We start from the raw sequence: 15,613 nt of genomic DNA, 5'->3' as shown, positions 1-15,613 counted from the left end.
AGTGAAAGATATCGGAGAAGTGAGGGTTGCAGATGAATGAGGATAACCTGTGGTGGCTGAAGGAAGACGGGTATGAAGCCCGGCTGCATAAGCATTATGAAGGGCTTTTCACCCAAGGGAACGGCTATATGCATGTCCGCGGAAGCTTTGAGGAAGGTTGCAGTGATGCGCCGCAGGATGAGGAATATCTGCGTTTTCCCGACAATGTTACGCTCGAGAAGCCGCGTCATCCCAAGTCCAAGCAGGGAACCTTCATCCCGGGGATTGTTGCGCAGCATCCGCTGCTGAAGGAGGAGATTGTCAATCTCCCTTATATGCTGGGGCTTGAATTCCGGTCGGGGGACGAGGCTCTGGATATGGACCGCTGCCGGATCAGCGGCTACAGCCGCCGGCTGGATCTGCGGGATGGAAGGCTTCACCGCTCGTTCCTGTGGGAGACAAAAGAGGGGATGCAGCTTAAGTGTACCTATAGCCGCTATCTGAGTATGGCGGATACCCATCTGTGCATCCAGCAGGTCCAGCTGGAGGTGCTGGCAGGCGAAGGCAGGCTGGAAGTAAAGGCGGCGCTCAGGGCCGATGTGCGGACGAACGGGATGAATCATTTTGCCCGGGTAGTTCCTTCGGCGGAACCCGGGGACTGTATATCGCTTGAGACACTGACAGAGGAGGGCAACCGGATCTTCATGCTGTCTGCGCTGGAAGCCTCTGAAGCGGTGAACTGGCAGGCCGGCCACACCCCGGTGATGGCTGCGCTTCGCGGGGAGTGCCGGCTGAACACCGGTGACCGGCTGACCGTCAGCAAGCTGACTGCGGTGACAACTGACCGGGATATGGAGGAAGGAACAGTCCGCGACCGGGCACTGGCACAGCTTAGCCGCGCACGCAAATTGGGCCGGGAGCAGCTGTATAACCGGCATGCAGACTGCTGGAAGCGCAAATGGCAGGCCGCTGATATCCGTATCAAGGGAGATGATGCGGCACAATTAAGCGTCCGGGCTTCCATCTACCATCTGATCCGCTCCAACAGGGAGGAGGATGACCGTGTGGCCATCTGTGCCAAGGGATATGCCGGTGAGGCCTATTTCGGCAGATATTTCTGGGACACGGAGATTAACCTGCTGCCCTTCTTCCTGCACACCCATCCGCAAGCAGCCCGCAATCTGCTTCTATTCCGCTATAATACGCTGGATGGAGCCAGACGCAACGCGCAGAAATATGGGTACCGGGGAGCAAGGTATGCCTGGGAGTCGTCCATAAGCGGGGAAGAGCAATGTGCCAACTGGCAGTATGCGGATCACGAAATTCATATAACAGCGGATATTGTGTACGCGCTATATCATTACGTGAGGGCTACGGGCGACGATGAATTCTTGGAGCGCTATGCCGTAGATATTCTGGTGGAGACGGCCCGTTATTGGTGTGACCGGGTGGATTGGAACCGGGAGGGGGAGGGCGAGCTGCTCAGCGTGATGGGACCGGATGAATATCTGCCTTTTACCCGCAACAATGCCTTCACCAACCGTATGGTCAAATTCAGTCTGGAGCAGACCGTTGCCTGTCTGGACAGCCTGGAAGACGGTAAGCGTGACAGCTATGCGGCAGCGGCAGCGCGGCTGGATATCCGTCCCGGTGAACGGGAGCGCTTCCGGCACACGGCGGAGAAACTGAGGCTGCCGTATGACAGCCGGAGCGATATTGTTCCGCAATCCGATGATTTCGACTCCTATGCAGAGGTGGATTTTGCCAGTGTCTGGACCGACAGGTCCCGTCCCTTCGGCCATTTCATCTCCCAGGAGCGCAATTACCGCTCCAAGGCGCTGAAGCAGGCGGATGTGCTGGAATTAATGATGCTGTTCCCGCAGGAATTCACCCGGGCGCAGCTGAAGGCGTCCTATGCCTATTATGAGCCGATTACGACGCATGATTCCTCTTTGTCAGCGGCGGTTCACGGCATTGTGGCTTCCTGGCTCGGCCAGAAGGAGGCTGCGGGGGCTTTCCTGCAGCGGGTGATGGATATCGATCTCTCGGCGGAGAAGAAAGGTGCTGCCGAGGGGATTCACATCGCCAATTGCGGCGGCCTGTGGCAGCTGATCGTATACGGGTTCGCCGGGCTGAAGAGTGCGATGTGGAGTGAGAGCATTGAGCTGGAGCCCCGGCTGCCCGAGGGCTGGGAAAAGCTGAGCTTCACGCTGGCCTGGCGGGGAGAGCGCTACCAGATCACCGTTAATCCAGATACTTATGAAGTGCAGAAGCTGAATGGAGGGAATCTTGTTGCGGGCACAACCGTTTGAGGCAGCAATCTTCGACCTGGACGGTGTCATTGTCGATACCGCCAAGTTTCACTATAGGGCCTGGAAGCGTCTTGCCGGTGAGCTGGGCTTCGCGTTCAGCGAAAGAGAGAATGAGCAGCTGAAGGGTGTCAGCCGTATGGAGTCGCTTGATCTTCTGCTGCGGGCCGGCGGAATTACGGATCTGACAGCAGAACAGAAGGAGGATCTGGCTTCCCGCAAAAATGAGTGGTACAAGGAACTGCTTGAGACGCTTACCCCGGACGATGTATTACCGGGTGTAAGGAGCTTTCTTGGGCGGTTACACTCCCGCGGAATCAGAACGGCGATTGCCTCGGCCAGCAAGAACGCGCCGCTGATTCTGGAGAAGGTGAACATCCGGCCTCTGTTTGATGTGGTAGTGGACGGAAACAGCACCGCCCGGGCGAAGCCGGACCCGGAGGTGTTCCTGCAGGCCGCCCGGTTACTTACTGCGGAGCCTGCTGCCTGTATAGTCTTTGAGGATGCGGCCGCGGGTGTAGAAGGTGCGGTCCGGGCAGGCATGCGCGTGGTCGGCATCGGAGACAGGGAGCTGCTTGCCCGCGCCCACCTTACCGTTACCAGCTTCGAACAGCTGGAACCTGTATATTTGCTTAGCCATATCGGCATAGCCGGTTATACCGGAGGAGAAGAACGCCCGGATGAACATTGGTCGGTCCGGGGGGAACGGCTGGATGGCTGATGGGCGGACGGGGATGAATGGCCGGTTGGCAGAGGGGCGGACGGAAGGAGCATTTGGATGAACACTGAGCAAATTGGTAATTTGACGCTGGCCGAGCTGCAGCCGGACCTTCCACTAGCGCTGCCGGAAGGCGGCTATGTCAGTCTGGTGCTGGTTACAGACCGATTCGGCTCGCAAATGCACAAGTTGACGATCTCCAATGGACGGCTGCTCTTCACCGTGATTCTGGAGCGGGGGATGGATATCGGGGAAATCTGGCTGGAGGCCGAGAAGATCAGCTGGGAGCGGGATGAGCGGTATCTGCTTCATCCGGATCATGTAGATCTGAACGATAATGAGCATTCGGGCTGGGATTCAGGGTTCTTTGCGGCTGTAGCTGCTATAGGCCCCGAAATCTTCGGCACCCCGGATGAGGTCAGAACCGTCCACGGGACGGGTTCCTATTCCCCGGCGCTGCCGGAATCGGTGCGGCTGAGCTGGGATGAGCAGCAAATCTGCCTGGAGGGTGACATTCCGGTGAGAGGATATGGAATGTCGCCTGTGTATCATAAAACAGTCCGCATCATTACCGGTTACGGGGCGGCTGACCTGTTCCGTGAGGATACGGTGCAAAATGTAACAGATTCCGTCCAACCTGTTGATGACGGATACCATATCTAGCTGGCGGGAGCCTTCATGGCGGGCGGGGGGAGTTATATCCTGCCGGTCCTGCCTGAGAAAATGCTGCTCCGCGATTCTGCCCCGCCGGAAGCGGACCCGTTGGCTGTCTACGGTGCCTGGACCCGCCTGGACCCGATCCGCTGTTATCAATACGTCCCTGAGCCCGTGGAGGGACTGTCCGGGCTGCCGCAGGTCCGATGTTATCCTGCTGCTGCAGGGGGAAGCCGGGGCTTGACCGCCGAGATGGTGGTGAACGCAGGGCAGGATACTGCAGCCTATGTCATCCGTTCTCTACAATGCTATCCCCGTTCGCTGATCGCCAAACGGGCGATCAGCGACTGCATGTATGCTCTGGAGCCATGTAAAACGCGGCCCAATTCCATGCAGCAAAAAACGATAGACGGTGAAACGGTCTATCTCGGGCCGCGCAGCCAGTGCAGCGGCTGGATCATTCTGGGGGCAAGCCGTGATCCAGCGGAGATTGCATCCCTTATCGGCTTGATCCGAAGCGCAGCAAAGTGATGGGTGCCGGAGCAGCCCCATAAAGTGAGACCCATCCAAACACCATCCAAACACCTTCAAGAGAATGGACCCTGCCGAAAGACAGGGAGACAATCTTGAAGGTGTTTTTTTATTGCAGGGAATGGGATTATACGGCGGAAAGAAATTACACGGGGGACAGAAGTTATCCGGCAGACATAAGAAGGCCCGGCACAAGAGGCCAAGGCGGAAATGTTGCACATTATGCAGCCTAGACTCTCAAATTACCGGCATGTAAGCCGGATTCCTGCACGAAATGCAGGATTTGCTCCGTATTGATGCAAGGAGGCGGAGAAATGATGACATTCGTACAACAATTGCAGGGCGGGGCTGATTTTGTGAGAGGAATGTTGTATTTTGGGCAGGAATTGAGAGATTAGTGTGACGATACTAGTAGAGCATCAGAGCTAATATTGCGAATATGACGACCATGATCGGACTTTAACGTGCCAGTGCTTGATTCCTGCAGTTAAACATATGATGCTGTACTGGATGGAAGCGCTGAAGTTCGGAAACTTGGAACTGAAAATTTACTGTGATAGAGGCAGAGCGTTACTGTGAAGGGGACAGGAGTTACTGTAATGGAAGCGGAGCGTTACTATGTGAAGGCAAGAAGTTACTGTATTGGAAGCAGAGCGCTAATGTGTGGAGGCCAGGAGTTACTGTGATGGATGCAGAACTTTACTAGGATAAACGAGAGGTTGGTATAGCGGGTAACTGGCTTTTAAAGCTTGAGGACAGCAAGAAGCGCTCCCCCGGAAACGGTTCCGGGGGAGCGCCTTAATTATGCCTTGCAGAACAGGTGATAACCGCGTCCTGACATGGCCTATTTCTTCAAATAATTCAGCAGGAGCTGCGCAGCTTCGGCACGGGTGGCGGGAGCCTTCGGAGCGAAGGTGCCGTCGGCCCGGCCTTTCACGAGGCCGAGGGAAGCCGCTGCGGCCACTTGTTCCGCTGCCCAGCCGGAGATGCTGTCGGCATCCTTAAGGGATGGACTGAGCGGAGCAGCCGGAAGGGTAGTTCCCTGCCGGAGCTGATACGCCCGCATCAGAATGACGGTCATCTCTTCCCGGCTGATCTCTGCATTCGGCTGGAAGGACTCTGCGGTGCGTCCGGTAATCAGGCCGGCCTCGACCATGCCGGAGAGTGCCTTCTGATACCAGGCGCCTTGCGGCACATCCGTGAAGCTGGTGGTGCCGCTGCCGCTTAGCTGCAGTGTGTTCGCCAGGAGCTGTGCGAATTCAGCCCGGGTAATATTCCGGCCCGGCTGATAAGCCTGCTCTGAGATGCCCCGGATCAGATGCTTCGCAGACAGCTCGCGCAGCGCGTCAAAGGCCCAGTGTGTGGCCGGAACATCGCTGAATTGCTTGGAATACTCCAGCAGCGCGTAGGTGCCGCTGCCGTCAAGAAGTCCCTTCAACCCGCTGCCTTCTGCAGCACCGCCCAGGTAGGTGAGCGTACCGTCACTCTCCACACGGTACAGGCCGAGCAGCTTCGGATCAAGTCCAGCGGCCGGCCAGCTGAGGCTTACCGGAACCGGATATTTATCCAGCCGGTGGATCTTGCCGTCCGCCCCGGTCAGACTGAGGTCATAGCTCAGCAGCCTGCCTTTAAGCGTGACGCCTGCTTCGGTCTTCATCGCAATTTCGGCCAGCGCCTTCGGCGCTGCCGTCAGCAGGAGCCTGGCACCGCTGCGCCCGTCCGCAGGCACCGCTTCCGCCAGCTGCTTCAGCAGCTCCGGCGCCAGCACAAGCCCGATTCCGTCTCCCTGCACACGCAGGGAGCGGGTTCCCAGCAGCTCCCCGGCATTCACCGGAAGCTCAATGGAAGACGCTTGCCCTACCTGTACCGTAACCACTCCGTCCGTCCCTAGGCCGCTTAGCTGAGCCGCTGTAATGACTGCAGCCGCAGGACCCGGCGTTGCGGTTGGCTGCGGTGTGGGCTTAGGGGTTGCCGTTGATACCGGCGGGTCTGCCGGTGTCACCGGAGGGTCCGTTGGTGTTACCGCTGGACGGAAGGTCAGATCAATGGTCTCTGTAAAGGCTGTATCCGTATAAGAACGGTTGCCGATGGTACGGGTGTTGCTGAGCTCTGCCTTGTAGGCTCCTGCATCCCCAGCCCCGGCCTTCTCAACAGTCAGACTGCTGCCGGTGACGCCGTTCAGCACAAGGTCATTCTTCAGCCAGCGGTAGCTCAGCTCGCCGTAAACCGAGCTGGCTACAACAGTAAAGGTAACGGAATCTCCCTCGGTTACCGGGTTAGCTGTCGCTGCGAACGACTGGATAGACGGCAGCTCATGCGCCGGATATACCTTGAGGGTAAGCTCCGTTCCGGTAACTCGTACCGAATTCACCTCGGCTGTGCCGGTCAGCACGACACGGTACTGTATTCCGTCATCCTCCACTCCAGGAGTGAAGCTGTATACCGCTCCGGTAACACTGGCCGCCAGCCAGTCTCCGCCGTCCGGGCGCTTCATCTCCCACTCTATGGACTCTACATCTCCGGTCGGCTCAACCAGCAGCGTCAATGGTTCACCCGCCACGGTCTCCAGCCCGGCCGGCAGATCCATTCCAAATGCCGGAGGGGTCCATTCGGCATTGGCCGGAAGCACCTGCAGGATGTATTCCTGCTCCCCGGTTAAGCCGCCTTCGCCGGTCACCACGGCCTTGTACCGGTAGCCGTTCATCGCTTCCGACAGCTGCGGAAGCAACAGCCTGTCGCCCGAGCCTACCGGCTCGCCATAGCCTTCACCCGTGTTCACATACCAGGTGTAGGACAGCGTTCCTGTACCTTTGCCTGCGGCGCGGAGCACTCCGTCTGAGCCTGCCCGCATCGAGCCTTCACTGACGATCTGCACCTCCGGTGCCTTAAGCTCCCATTTCGCCGTCAGCGTTAATGCGCCGGGCACTGTACGGGCGGCAAAATCCCATTTCTCAGCCTCGTTGTACCAGCCCTCCAGCTCATAGCCTTCCTTCGTGACTGCCGGAGGAGTCAACGCTTCTCCGTATACAGCCTGAACAACCGTCTGCTCCGGACTTCCGCCACTCGCGTTAAAGGTTACCTCATAGCGCCCGCCCGGCTCGCTTAAGGCGCTGATCTCACTGTTGCTGAGGTTGCGGATTTCAATCTTCATGCGCTGATTATCCTTTGCCTGGTCATCAGCTACGATTACTGCAGCACCGTTATTATTGGATGCTCCGTTTACAGTAATGACTTTGTTATTGCTTTTGTTCACGATCTTGTAATAGTCTCCGTCTTTCACCAGCTTCCACTGCTGGGAATCCGGGATCGTTCCGGTGGCTCTTGTATTCTGGCAGATTTGCTGTATGGCTGAGCCGGGAAGAATGTCAATAACCAGGCCGCTTTGCACCGACTGGATCTGGTAATATCCTGTGCCGAGATCCAGGAATCTCCACAGCTGATTATTGCCGTCGCCGTTCGCCCATTGGTTAATGACCGCCAGCGGATCACTGGAGACCCGGTCTACATCGAGTGATTTTCCGCTGTGCTTCGGCTGGATTTTGACCATTTTTTCGGGAATGATCTTCTTGGCATTGGAGCTCATAAATCCGCCGCTTGTCTTATCAATGGTGAGACTGTCGATATTGAATCTTCCGGTATCGCCCTGTTCACGGATGAATTGAATGACATTCTTACCCGCGTTCAGGTTCACGGACTCGGTACTGTTGGCCCACATCTCCCAATTCGCGGTTGGAGTCAGAGAGACTTGCTTGATTCGCTGCCCGTTAACGTACATCGACATCGTTATGTTGGTGCTCTGTGCGCCGGAATACCGCAGGGTTGACGTATAGGCTGCCGTATTGGGCACGTTGACCTCGAACTTCAGCGAATCGCCCGTCTGCTCGAAGCCGCCGACGAATCCGTTGCCTTCATACCACAGATGATCTCTGGCCACCTGCAGGCTTCCGGCTCTGGCGGCATCTTCTGCCTGATACCTCCAGGGGGTACGCTTGGTCAGATGAATACTGTCGATATTGATGATGCCGGTATTGTCCGTTTCATTCTTGTAAGTAATTGTGTTCTTTCCCTGCTTCAGGCTCAGCGTCTCAAGCTGCTCCTTCCAGACCGCAGGCCCTCCGGAAGCAGGGAGGGTGATGCTCTTGATCCGGGTGCCGTTTAAGTAGAGGGCCAGGGTTTTGCCCGCATCAGCTTTTGCATATCTCAATTTCACATCATAGGACGCCGCATTCTCAATATTTACAGCAAACTCTACCGAGGAGTTCGCAGCGGCTAGCCCGGTTACATAACCGGTCCCCATGTTGCCGTCTTTGGCGTACACGACTGAAGTGTCAGACGCGCCCGTCAGCTTGGCATCCTCTGCTCCATAATGCCAGGTGGTTGCTTCGGTGACCGTGATATAGTCCAGATTGACATTGGCGGTATCACCGGCGTCATATTTGTACATGATCGTATTTTCCCCTTCTTTGAGGAAAACATTGTCATAACGGTCGGCCCAGCGGTCCCAGCTCCCCAGGCTGAAGAAATCGACCCGCTTAATTTTTTGCCCGTTCACATACATAGTCAGAGTCCGGTCATCCGGAAACCCTAAGCTGTAGCCCAGATTAACCGAATAGCTGCCTGCACTGGCGGCATTAACCTTGAAGGTGACCGCAGAATCGGTAACCCATAAGCCGCCGGCAAATCCGGTTCCGCTATATCCCGCGTGGTTTCTGTCAATCTGAGCATTCCCGGACAGAATGGCATCTTCGGCCTCGTACAGGCTGCTTCGTTTGATAATCATCGCATCCAGGGCCAGCTCGCTTCTGCCGGATAACCGGATCGTGTTGCTTCCGGCATTCAGCTGAATATTATGAACGGAATGGATATCGAAGTTGGCATCAAAGCCTGCGTTGGAGGCAAAAGAGAGATCCCGGGCTGCCCCCCCGTTGACTTTTAATTTCATGTTAACCGCGCCTGGCGTATTGTTGTTGTACCTGAAATCCAGAGAGTAGGTTCCCGGTGCGTTGGTGTTCACTGTAAACTCTACATAGTTATTGTCGCTGCTGTTGCTGAATTTCTCGTACAGGCCGCCTGAAGCATAACCGCTTTTGCCGACGATTCTGGTCACACCGGACAGGCTTGCATCTTCGGCTTCGTAGATTTCGCTTTTTTCCTCGCCGGAGGGTCTGTTCAGGACAGTGCCGGGATTGGAAGGGATTCCAAGATTGATGAAATCATGATCATCCCAGTGGAAGCGTTGGGCTCTGATACCCCGGTTCCCGCCGCCTTGTCCATGAGTCGGTATGCCATGATACATGATCCAATCCTCGGTGTCGTCCTCGGACTTCAGGAACAGGGGGGATCCCGGTCCGTAGGAGCTGTTCTCATCCGATCTTTTCATGACCGGCTCAGGATGCTTCACCCAGGAATCTGCCTGCATCACATCGGAGCCGGCATCCGCCACGGATACTCCCACAGAATAGTTATCATTCATGAAGCTGCTTGCAGAGTAAGCGAAATAGGTTTTGCCATTGCGTTCCACTACTGCCGCGCCCTCATTGATATTATCGTGCTGCTTCTCCCAGTCATATTGCGGCCGGGCCACAGTGCCCTCCGGACCTTCCAGGGTCCACGGGTTCTTCATTTTGACAATGGTAGGACTCTCGTCAAATTTCGTCTTTGCCGGGTCGTTCGGGTCAGGAAAATAGAAGTATTTGGTATAGGTGAAGTAGGTTTCTCCTTGAATGGATACCACTCCGCAGGCCAAACCGAAGCTCTCCGTGTTCAGCAGCCCTTGCTTGACCGTAACCTGCCCGTCGCTGTCTGCATTGGCGGATTCGCCCTTAAGCTCCCAGGTTCCTTCAAAAGGATCGGGAGACGCATTCTCCAGGACATATGAGCTGGGATGACCATAACCGTAATCATTCTCCGGGCCGGAAGAGAAGTACAGGTACCATTTACCCTCCAGCCTATAGATATAAGGACCCCATACGTATCCAAAGTTATCCGGCTTTTTCCAGACAACTTTGCTTTTGGCAACAGATACGCCGAGAATGGTCTCATGCCTCTTCAGGGTGATATTGTTATCGCCCGAAAAGGCTGAATAGTAATAGCCGTCTGCAGCCCTGGCGATGGTGGGATCAGCACCTCCCATAAGCGGATTGACAAAATTAGAGGTTACCTCTGCACTGGAGATGCCTGCCAGCATGAAGGACATCAGGATTACAAAGGGTAACATCACCAAACTTTTTTTCCTCATAATAATCTCCTTATCTGTTCAATTTTCCTCCTGAAAGCTTACGAGCTGACGAATGAAACCGCTTACTTAAATTTGTAGCGCTACGCATTCATTATAAATTAAAAGCGGAACTGTTTTTCCGCATCATGTTTTGCGATATTTTGAGGGATTGTCAGGACTGGAGAAGTCTGCCGGACAGGAAGCCGGACGGCTTGCATTTTTTTTAGTTTTCTTATGTTATTTTGACTGCCTGGACCGGGAAGCAGAAACAGGCCTGCAAGCTGCGTCCGGGCAACTTACAGGCCTGTCTGGCATGACTGGCAGGGAGAAATGGCCGTTCTTCCGGCTACACCAGCTCGATTACCGCCATCTGATGATTCTCCAGGTAAGGAATCGTGTAGGTGATCCCGCCCCCGCTGCTGACGGTGAACGGCAGCTCTGTCATCGACGGGGCCAGATAGACCCGGTGGACGGGGTCAGAGGAGGGGAGGCGCAGGCTGACGGAAATGTCCCGCAGCGGCACAATATCCTCGATGACTTCGATCCGGCCTTTGAGGGCGGGTGCGGCGTAGAGCAGATGGTGCACATAGCGCTGCTCTGCCTGCTGGTACTGCAAGGTCGTTATGCCCCGGGCCGGCAGAGTAGTGCGAAGGGAAGGAATCGGAAGCAGCCGCGACAGTGCATGCAGCACCATTTCCTTCAGGATAAGATGGCCGGCATCCGCATATTCGCTGAATACATCCCAGGCAATATAGATCCCGCTGCTGCTCTCCACCATCCCCGGCCCGTTATCCTCCTGTGCACCCGGCGTATGCTGGTGCGAGCAGAAGGTGAAGACATCGCGGTTGAAATAAGGATTCTCCAGATGACCGAGCGATTGTCCTTCCAAGAGTTCCACCAGTTGACCCTCGCCGTACATTACATAGGATGCAGGCAGCAGGGCGCCGGGCGTGAAATGGGGCTTGAAGTAAGACGGCCGGTAAGGGTTGGCCCCCAGCCAGCTGATCCCCAGGTTCAGTGCAAAAGCATCGCCTGCCGGATTCAGGCCGGAGCGTCCGGTGGCCAGCACCTTGCCGCCTCCGGCGGTAAAGGCCCCGATCGCGTCGGCCAGCTCCGGCCAGAGGGGCACCTCATCGGGCAGCACCAGCACTTTGTAGGCGGTGAAGTCGCTGAACGTATCTACGATGTCATACAGGTAATGGCCTTCTGTCAGTATGCGTACCGCACCGGCATCCGCCAGATTACGTTCCCCCCTGCGTGCCTGTCCGCCGGGGCAGGCTTCACGTGCAGCCTCCAGGGACAGGACGGCAATATCTGCAACGGACGTAACCCCGCTGCACCACTCCTCCTTCGCCTCCACCTCGCTGTAGGCGGCGCCGATCAGGGCATAGGTCGCTTCATCCATCCAGCCGGAAGGGTGAAGCTGGTCGCCGATGGAGCATCGGGCGCCATGGGCGAGGCTGAGCGCGGCTTCGAACCGCAGCGCGTTCGGATGCTTATACCCGCCGAATTCGCCCCAGGAGGTATGGAATTTGCCGGTCATGCCGAGGAATTCCATGCCGAGCGTCTGGGCGTAGCGTGCCGACAGCGGGAAATGGTCATACCCCCAGCCTCCGGTAGGAAGCGACTCCAGCTCCAGATGGCTGTTGACCTGTACCAGATCGCGGCGTCCCCGCTGCTGATGGCCGTTGTTGTGATAGACCGGCAGGCCGGGCTTCACGGCATCAATCGTCTCCCGCACACGGCGGGCATAATTCAGGTAGGTCTGCTCGCCGAGGGCGATGACGGCTGCTTCGTCGCGGGGGTCCCGGCCAGCTGCCCGCAGGGCGGCGACGCAGTATTGACAGCGGCACTTGCGGACGCCGACAATGTCAAGGAAGATACCGTCTGCCTCGTACCGGGAGACGGCTTCATGAATCTGGGCCAGCAGGATGTCCAGGTAAGGCGTGTTCAGGCAGAACTCATGGTAGCCCGGGGTCATGAAGTCTTTTACCCAGCGTGTACGGTCCTCGGCATCGCGGATCAGCCACTCCGGATGACGGCGGGCCAGCTTCTCATCAAGACCGGCTGACAGATAGACCGGAGTCTTGACACCGATTTCATGAGCGGCTTCAATCATCTCGCCCAGCAGGTCAAAGGAGAGGCCGGGATGAATCTCATTGGCGTCGCTGGGATGATAGGCCCAGCCGTGATGGCATTTGGAGAATACGGTGACCGAGTCGACGTGACCTGAGCGCAGCATGGACTGGAACTGGGATTTGGAGAAGGCCTGCCCGATGCCGGGAATGGCTTCGGAAGTATGGAAATCAAGATGAACCTGACGGAAACGCATGGATACACAACCCCTTAGAGAATTGGATGAAAAGCGGATTCCCAGTCAATGTACCTCTTTTCCGCCGTGGCAGCCAGTGATAATATAGACTTTGAATAGCACAAAATCGACCTGAGACAAGGGGGAGCTATGATGCTGTGCCTGGAATTTGCGATTCCCCCGCTGCCGCAGCTGGTTACGGTGGGACATGCGGTCTGGTCTCCGGGGGACCGGCATTTCGCCCGCACGTTCGGTGTGTACGATCTGCTGCTGGTCAAGCGGGGAACGCTCTATATGGCAGAGGAAGGCAAGGAATACGCAGTGGGTGCGGGACAACTGCTGGTGCTGGAGGCGGGAAGGCCGCATGACGGGTACCGGGCCTGTGCGGAAGATACGGAAATTTACTGGGTGCACTTCATCCATGAGCATAAGCCGGGATATATCCGGCGCGGGGAGATCCCCTGGTCTTCACTGCTGGCTAAGGGAACGGTGGAGGATGAGGAGCCGTCTGTGCAGCAGCGCCTGTACCTGCCCAAATTCGCCCCGGTTGATATAGAGGCATTGGAGCCGGTACTGCAGGAGATGAACGAGATTCACAGCCGGCTGAGCGCAGAGAACGCGCTCCGGCTCCAGCTGCTGCTGGCCGGTCTGCTGGCGGCGCTGCAGGCGGAATGCCAGCGGACGGGCCAGCCGGAGCCGGCGGCCCGGCTGGCCCGGGCTGCCGCTGCCTATCTGGATGTTCACTGGAGACAGCCGTTTCATCTGGCCGGGCTTGCGGAGGAGCTGCATTTCCAGGCGGATTATATTACGAGGTGCATGAAGCAGCATATCGGCACGACGCCGCTGCAGTATGTGCTGCAGCGGCGCCTGGAGGAAGCGAGGAAGCTGCTTGGCGGTACGGTGCTGGACATTGCTGAAATTGCCGAACGGGTCGGTATTCAGGATCCGAACTATATGACACGCCTGTTCAGCATGAGGTACGGTGTCACCCCCGGGGCATACCGGCGGCGGCTGCGCATGCGGGATGAGGCCGCCGCCGATACGGAGGAAATCTGAGCAATGGCCGGGGATAAGGTCAGGAATTCAGGATTCGCTCGCGGTACTGGGTGGGGGTGCAGTTGAATACTTTGCGGAACTGGCGTGAGTAGTAATTCTGGTCATGGAAGCCGCTGTCCATCGCCACCTGGGAGACGCTCAGGCCGGGGCTGCGCAGCAGCGTGCAGGAATAATCCAGCCGCTTGCGGATCACATAATCCATCGGCGTGGTCTGGTAGTTGCGGGTGAACACTCTCAGGAACTGGCGGGTGGACATATAGGCCATATCCGCCATGGACTGCAGGGTGACCGGCTGCAGGAAATGCTCCTCGATATAGGTGACCGTCTCACCGATCCGCAGCGCCTTGTTATCCTCGTGGCCGCTGCTGTTCTGATAATAACGTGAGAGCATGCCTACCAAGGCGGTGAAATAGGTGCGGATCATCAGCCGGTATCCTTCAGGCTGACGGTCATGCTCTTCCAGAATGTCATCCAGCAGCCGTGTCGCCTCCTGGAGCTGCCCGGCTTCCAGGGAGAGCATGCCCTTGAAGTACATCTCCTTCCGGTAGAACGGCTCGATATAGAATAATGCCTGGAACCCCGGCAGCAGTCTGAGCTCGGACTGCTGGAGCAGCTGTTCAGGCTGGAACATCACATTGACGTATTCGATGCCCTCGACATTCTTGTAGCCATGGGAAACGTTGCTGTGGATCAGAAAAACCTGGCCGGCGGTAACCGGATACTCTCTCCCTTCAATGATATGCACGGCGTTTCCCGACAGAATGACGACCAGCTCGGAGAAGTCATGGCTGTGGACGTAGTAATCATGGGTCAGCGGGCACTTCTGGATTCTGAAGGTGAAGCCGGGCTCAAGTCCAATGTCCCGCGCTAGTATTTTGGTTGTCATGGCAATATTATGCTAAAGAAGGTCGGGATCGTCAAGGCGGAGAACGGCGGGCGGCGCTACCATTAGATTGCGGGCATATTTGCCTGGCTGGGGACAGCCGGGGAGATCCGCGTAATGGTCAGGAGGGGAAAAGATGCTTCATTTACTAAATCACAGCGTACTGAATCATAAAGAAAAACCAAGTACCGGAAATCTCCGGATCCTGTTCCTCGGGGACAGCATTACGGCAGACGGCCGGTATATCAGCCTGGTCCGGGAAGGCTTAAGCAGGCACCGCTCGGAGCTGGCAGTGGAACTGCTTGCGTGCGGGGTTCCCAGCGAGACCGTCTCGGGGCTCAGCGAAGCCGCGCATCCATTTCCGCGGCCCTGTGTCCATGACCGGCTGGCAGGCGAGCTGGCGGCGGCCAGTCCCGATGTGGCCGTTGCCTGTTACGGGATGAATGACGGGATCTATCATCCCTTCTCGGAAGCGCGCTTTGCAGCCTATCAGTCCGGGATGAAGCGTCTGAGCACTCTTATCCGTGAAGCAGGAGCCGCTGCCGTGCTGCTGACACCGCCGCCGTTTCACGCCGCCTCGATGGACGGTCCGCTGCAGCCCGCAGAGGCGGCTGATTTCAGCTATCTCGCGCCTTACCGGGATTATGACCGTGTATTGGAGCGTTATGCGGACTGGCTGATCTCCGGCGGCTGTCCTGCAGACGGTGTCATCGATATACGTACACCGCTGCTGGAGCATATCCGGCATGAGCGGCTGCTTCATGCCTCTTACCGCTACGGGGACGGTATCCACCCGGATCTGTCCGGTCACCGGATCATGGCGCAGGTGCTGCTGCGGGAGTTATTCCGCCAGGATCCGGACGGACTCCGGGAGCAGCCCTGTTCCTGAACCCCTGATTGACAAGCAAAATAGCGCGGGATTATAGTAGTGTCACCCTAAGAGCCGGGAGAGAGG

The 15,613-nt window shown here is 57.0% G+C and carries 9 protein-coding genes; 6 read left to right on the top strand and 3 right to left on the bottom strand.

The features are described from left to right. The first annotated feature begins 32 nt into the window (after positions 1-32). From J2Z70_RS10565 to J2Z70_RS10550, 4 genes are read left to right on the top strand one after another with little or no spacing between them, the layout of a single operon-like run. Positions 33-2,291: a glycoside hydrolase family 65 protein gene (locus J2Z70_RS10565; protein ID WP_209872445.1), complete on the top strand. Its 2,259-nt coding sequence runs from the start codon at positions 33-35 to the stop codon at positions 2,289-2,291. Next, positions 2,272-3,009 (top strand): beta-phosphoglucomutase, encoded by a 738-nt coding sequence (gene pgmB, locus J2Z70_RS10560; protein ID WP_245368127.1) that lies wholly within the window; start codon positions 2,272-2,274, stop codon positions 3,007-3,009. The genes J2Z70_RS10565 and pgmB overlap by 20 nt, the downstream gene beginning before the upstream one ends. A 57-nt stretch (positions 3,010-3,066) precedes the next feature. Further along, a complete protein-coding gene (locus J2Z70_RS10555; protein WP_209872440.1) occupies positions 3,067-3,669 on the top strand; it encodes a DUF4432 family protein in 603 nt (200 codons plus the stop codon). A 15-nt stretch (positions 3,670-3,684) separates the two neighbouring features. Beyond that, positions 3,685-4,191: a hypothetical protein gene (locus tag J2Z70_RS10550; protein WP_209872437.1), complete on the top strand. Its 507-nt coding sequence runs from the start codon at positions 3,685-3,687 to the stop codon at positions 4,189-4,191. Positions 4,192-5,035: 844 nt separating this feature from the next. On the opposite strand, the gene J2Z70_RS10545 is transcribed toward J2Z70_RS10550, so the two are convergent. Continuing rightward, a complete protein-coding gene (locus tag J2Z70_RS10545) occupies positions 5,036-10,408 on the bottom strand; it encodes a CBM35 domain-containing protein (RefSeq protein ID WP_209872434.1) in 5,373 nt (1,790 codons plus the stop codon). A 346-nt stretch (positions 10,409-10,754) separates the two neighbouring features. After that, on the bottom strand, positions 10,755-12,740 hold the full coding sequence (locus tag J2Z70_RS10540) for an alpha-amylase family protein (RefSeq protein WP_209872432.1): 1,986 nt from the start codon (positions 12,738-12,740) through the stop codon (positions 10,755-10,757). A 132-nt stretch (positions 12,741-12,872) separates the two neighbouring features. On the opposite strand from J2Z70_RS10540, the gene J2Z70_RS10535 reads away from it, so the two are divergent. After that, on the top strand, positions 12,873-13,775 hold the full coding sequence (locus J2Z70_RS10535; RefSeq protein ID WP_036732433.1) for an AraC family transcriptional regulator: 903 nt from the start codon (positions 12,873-12,875) through the stop codon (positions 13,773-13,775). A gap of 19 nt (positions 13,776-13,794) precedes the next feature. Here the strand turns inward: J2Z70_RS10535 and J2Z70_RS10530 are convergent, their stop codons facing one another. Next, positions 13,795-14,661 carry a helix-turn-helix domain-containing protein gene (locus J2Z70_RS10530; protein ID WP_051478676.1) on the bottom strand — a complete coding sequence of 289 codons (867 nt, stop codon included), beginning with the start codon at positions 14,659-14,661 and terminating at the stop codon, positions 13,795-13,797. 133 nt (positions 14,662-14,794) lie between these two features. On the opposite strand from J2Z70_RS10530, the gene J2Z70_RS10525 reads away from it, so the two are divergent. Further along, positions 14,795-15,547, top strand: a complete 753-nt coding sequence (locus tag J2Z70_RS10525; protein WP_209872429.1) for a GDSL-type esterase/lipase family protein — start codon at positions 14,795-14,797, stop codon at positions 15,545-15,547. Positions 15,548-15,613: the final 66 nt, after the last annotated feature.

Origin of the sequence: Paenibacillus silagei, from assembly GCF_017874735.1 — a bacterium.
GTDB lineage: Bacteria > Bacillota > Bacilli > Paenibacillales > Paenibacillaceae > Paenibacillus_AQ > Paenibacillus_AQ silagei.
The sequence above is the reverse complement of the archived record's forward strand: the minus strand, read 5'-3'. Positions and strand labels throughout refer to the sequence as shown.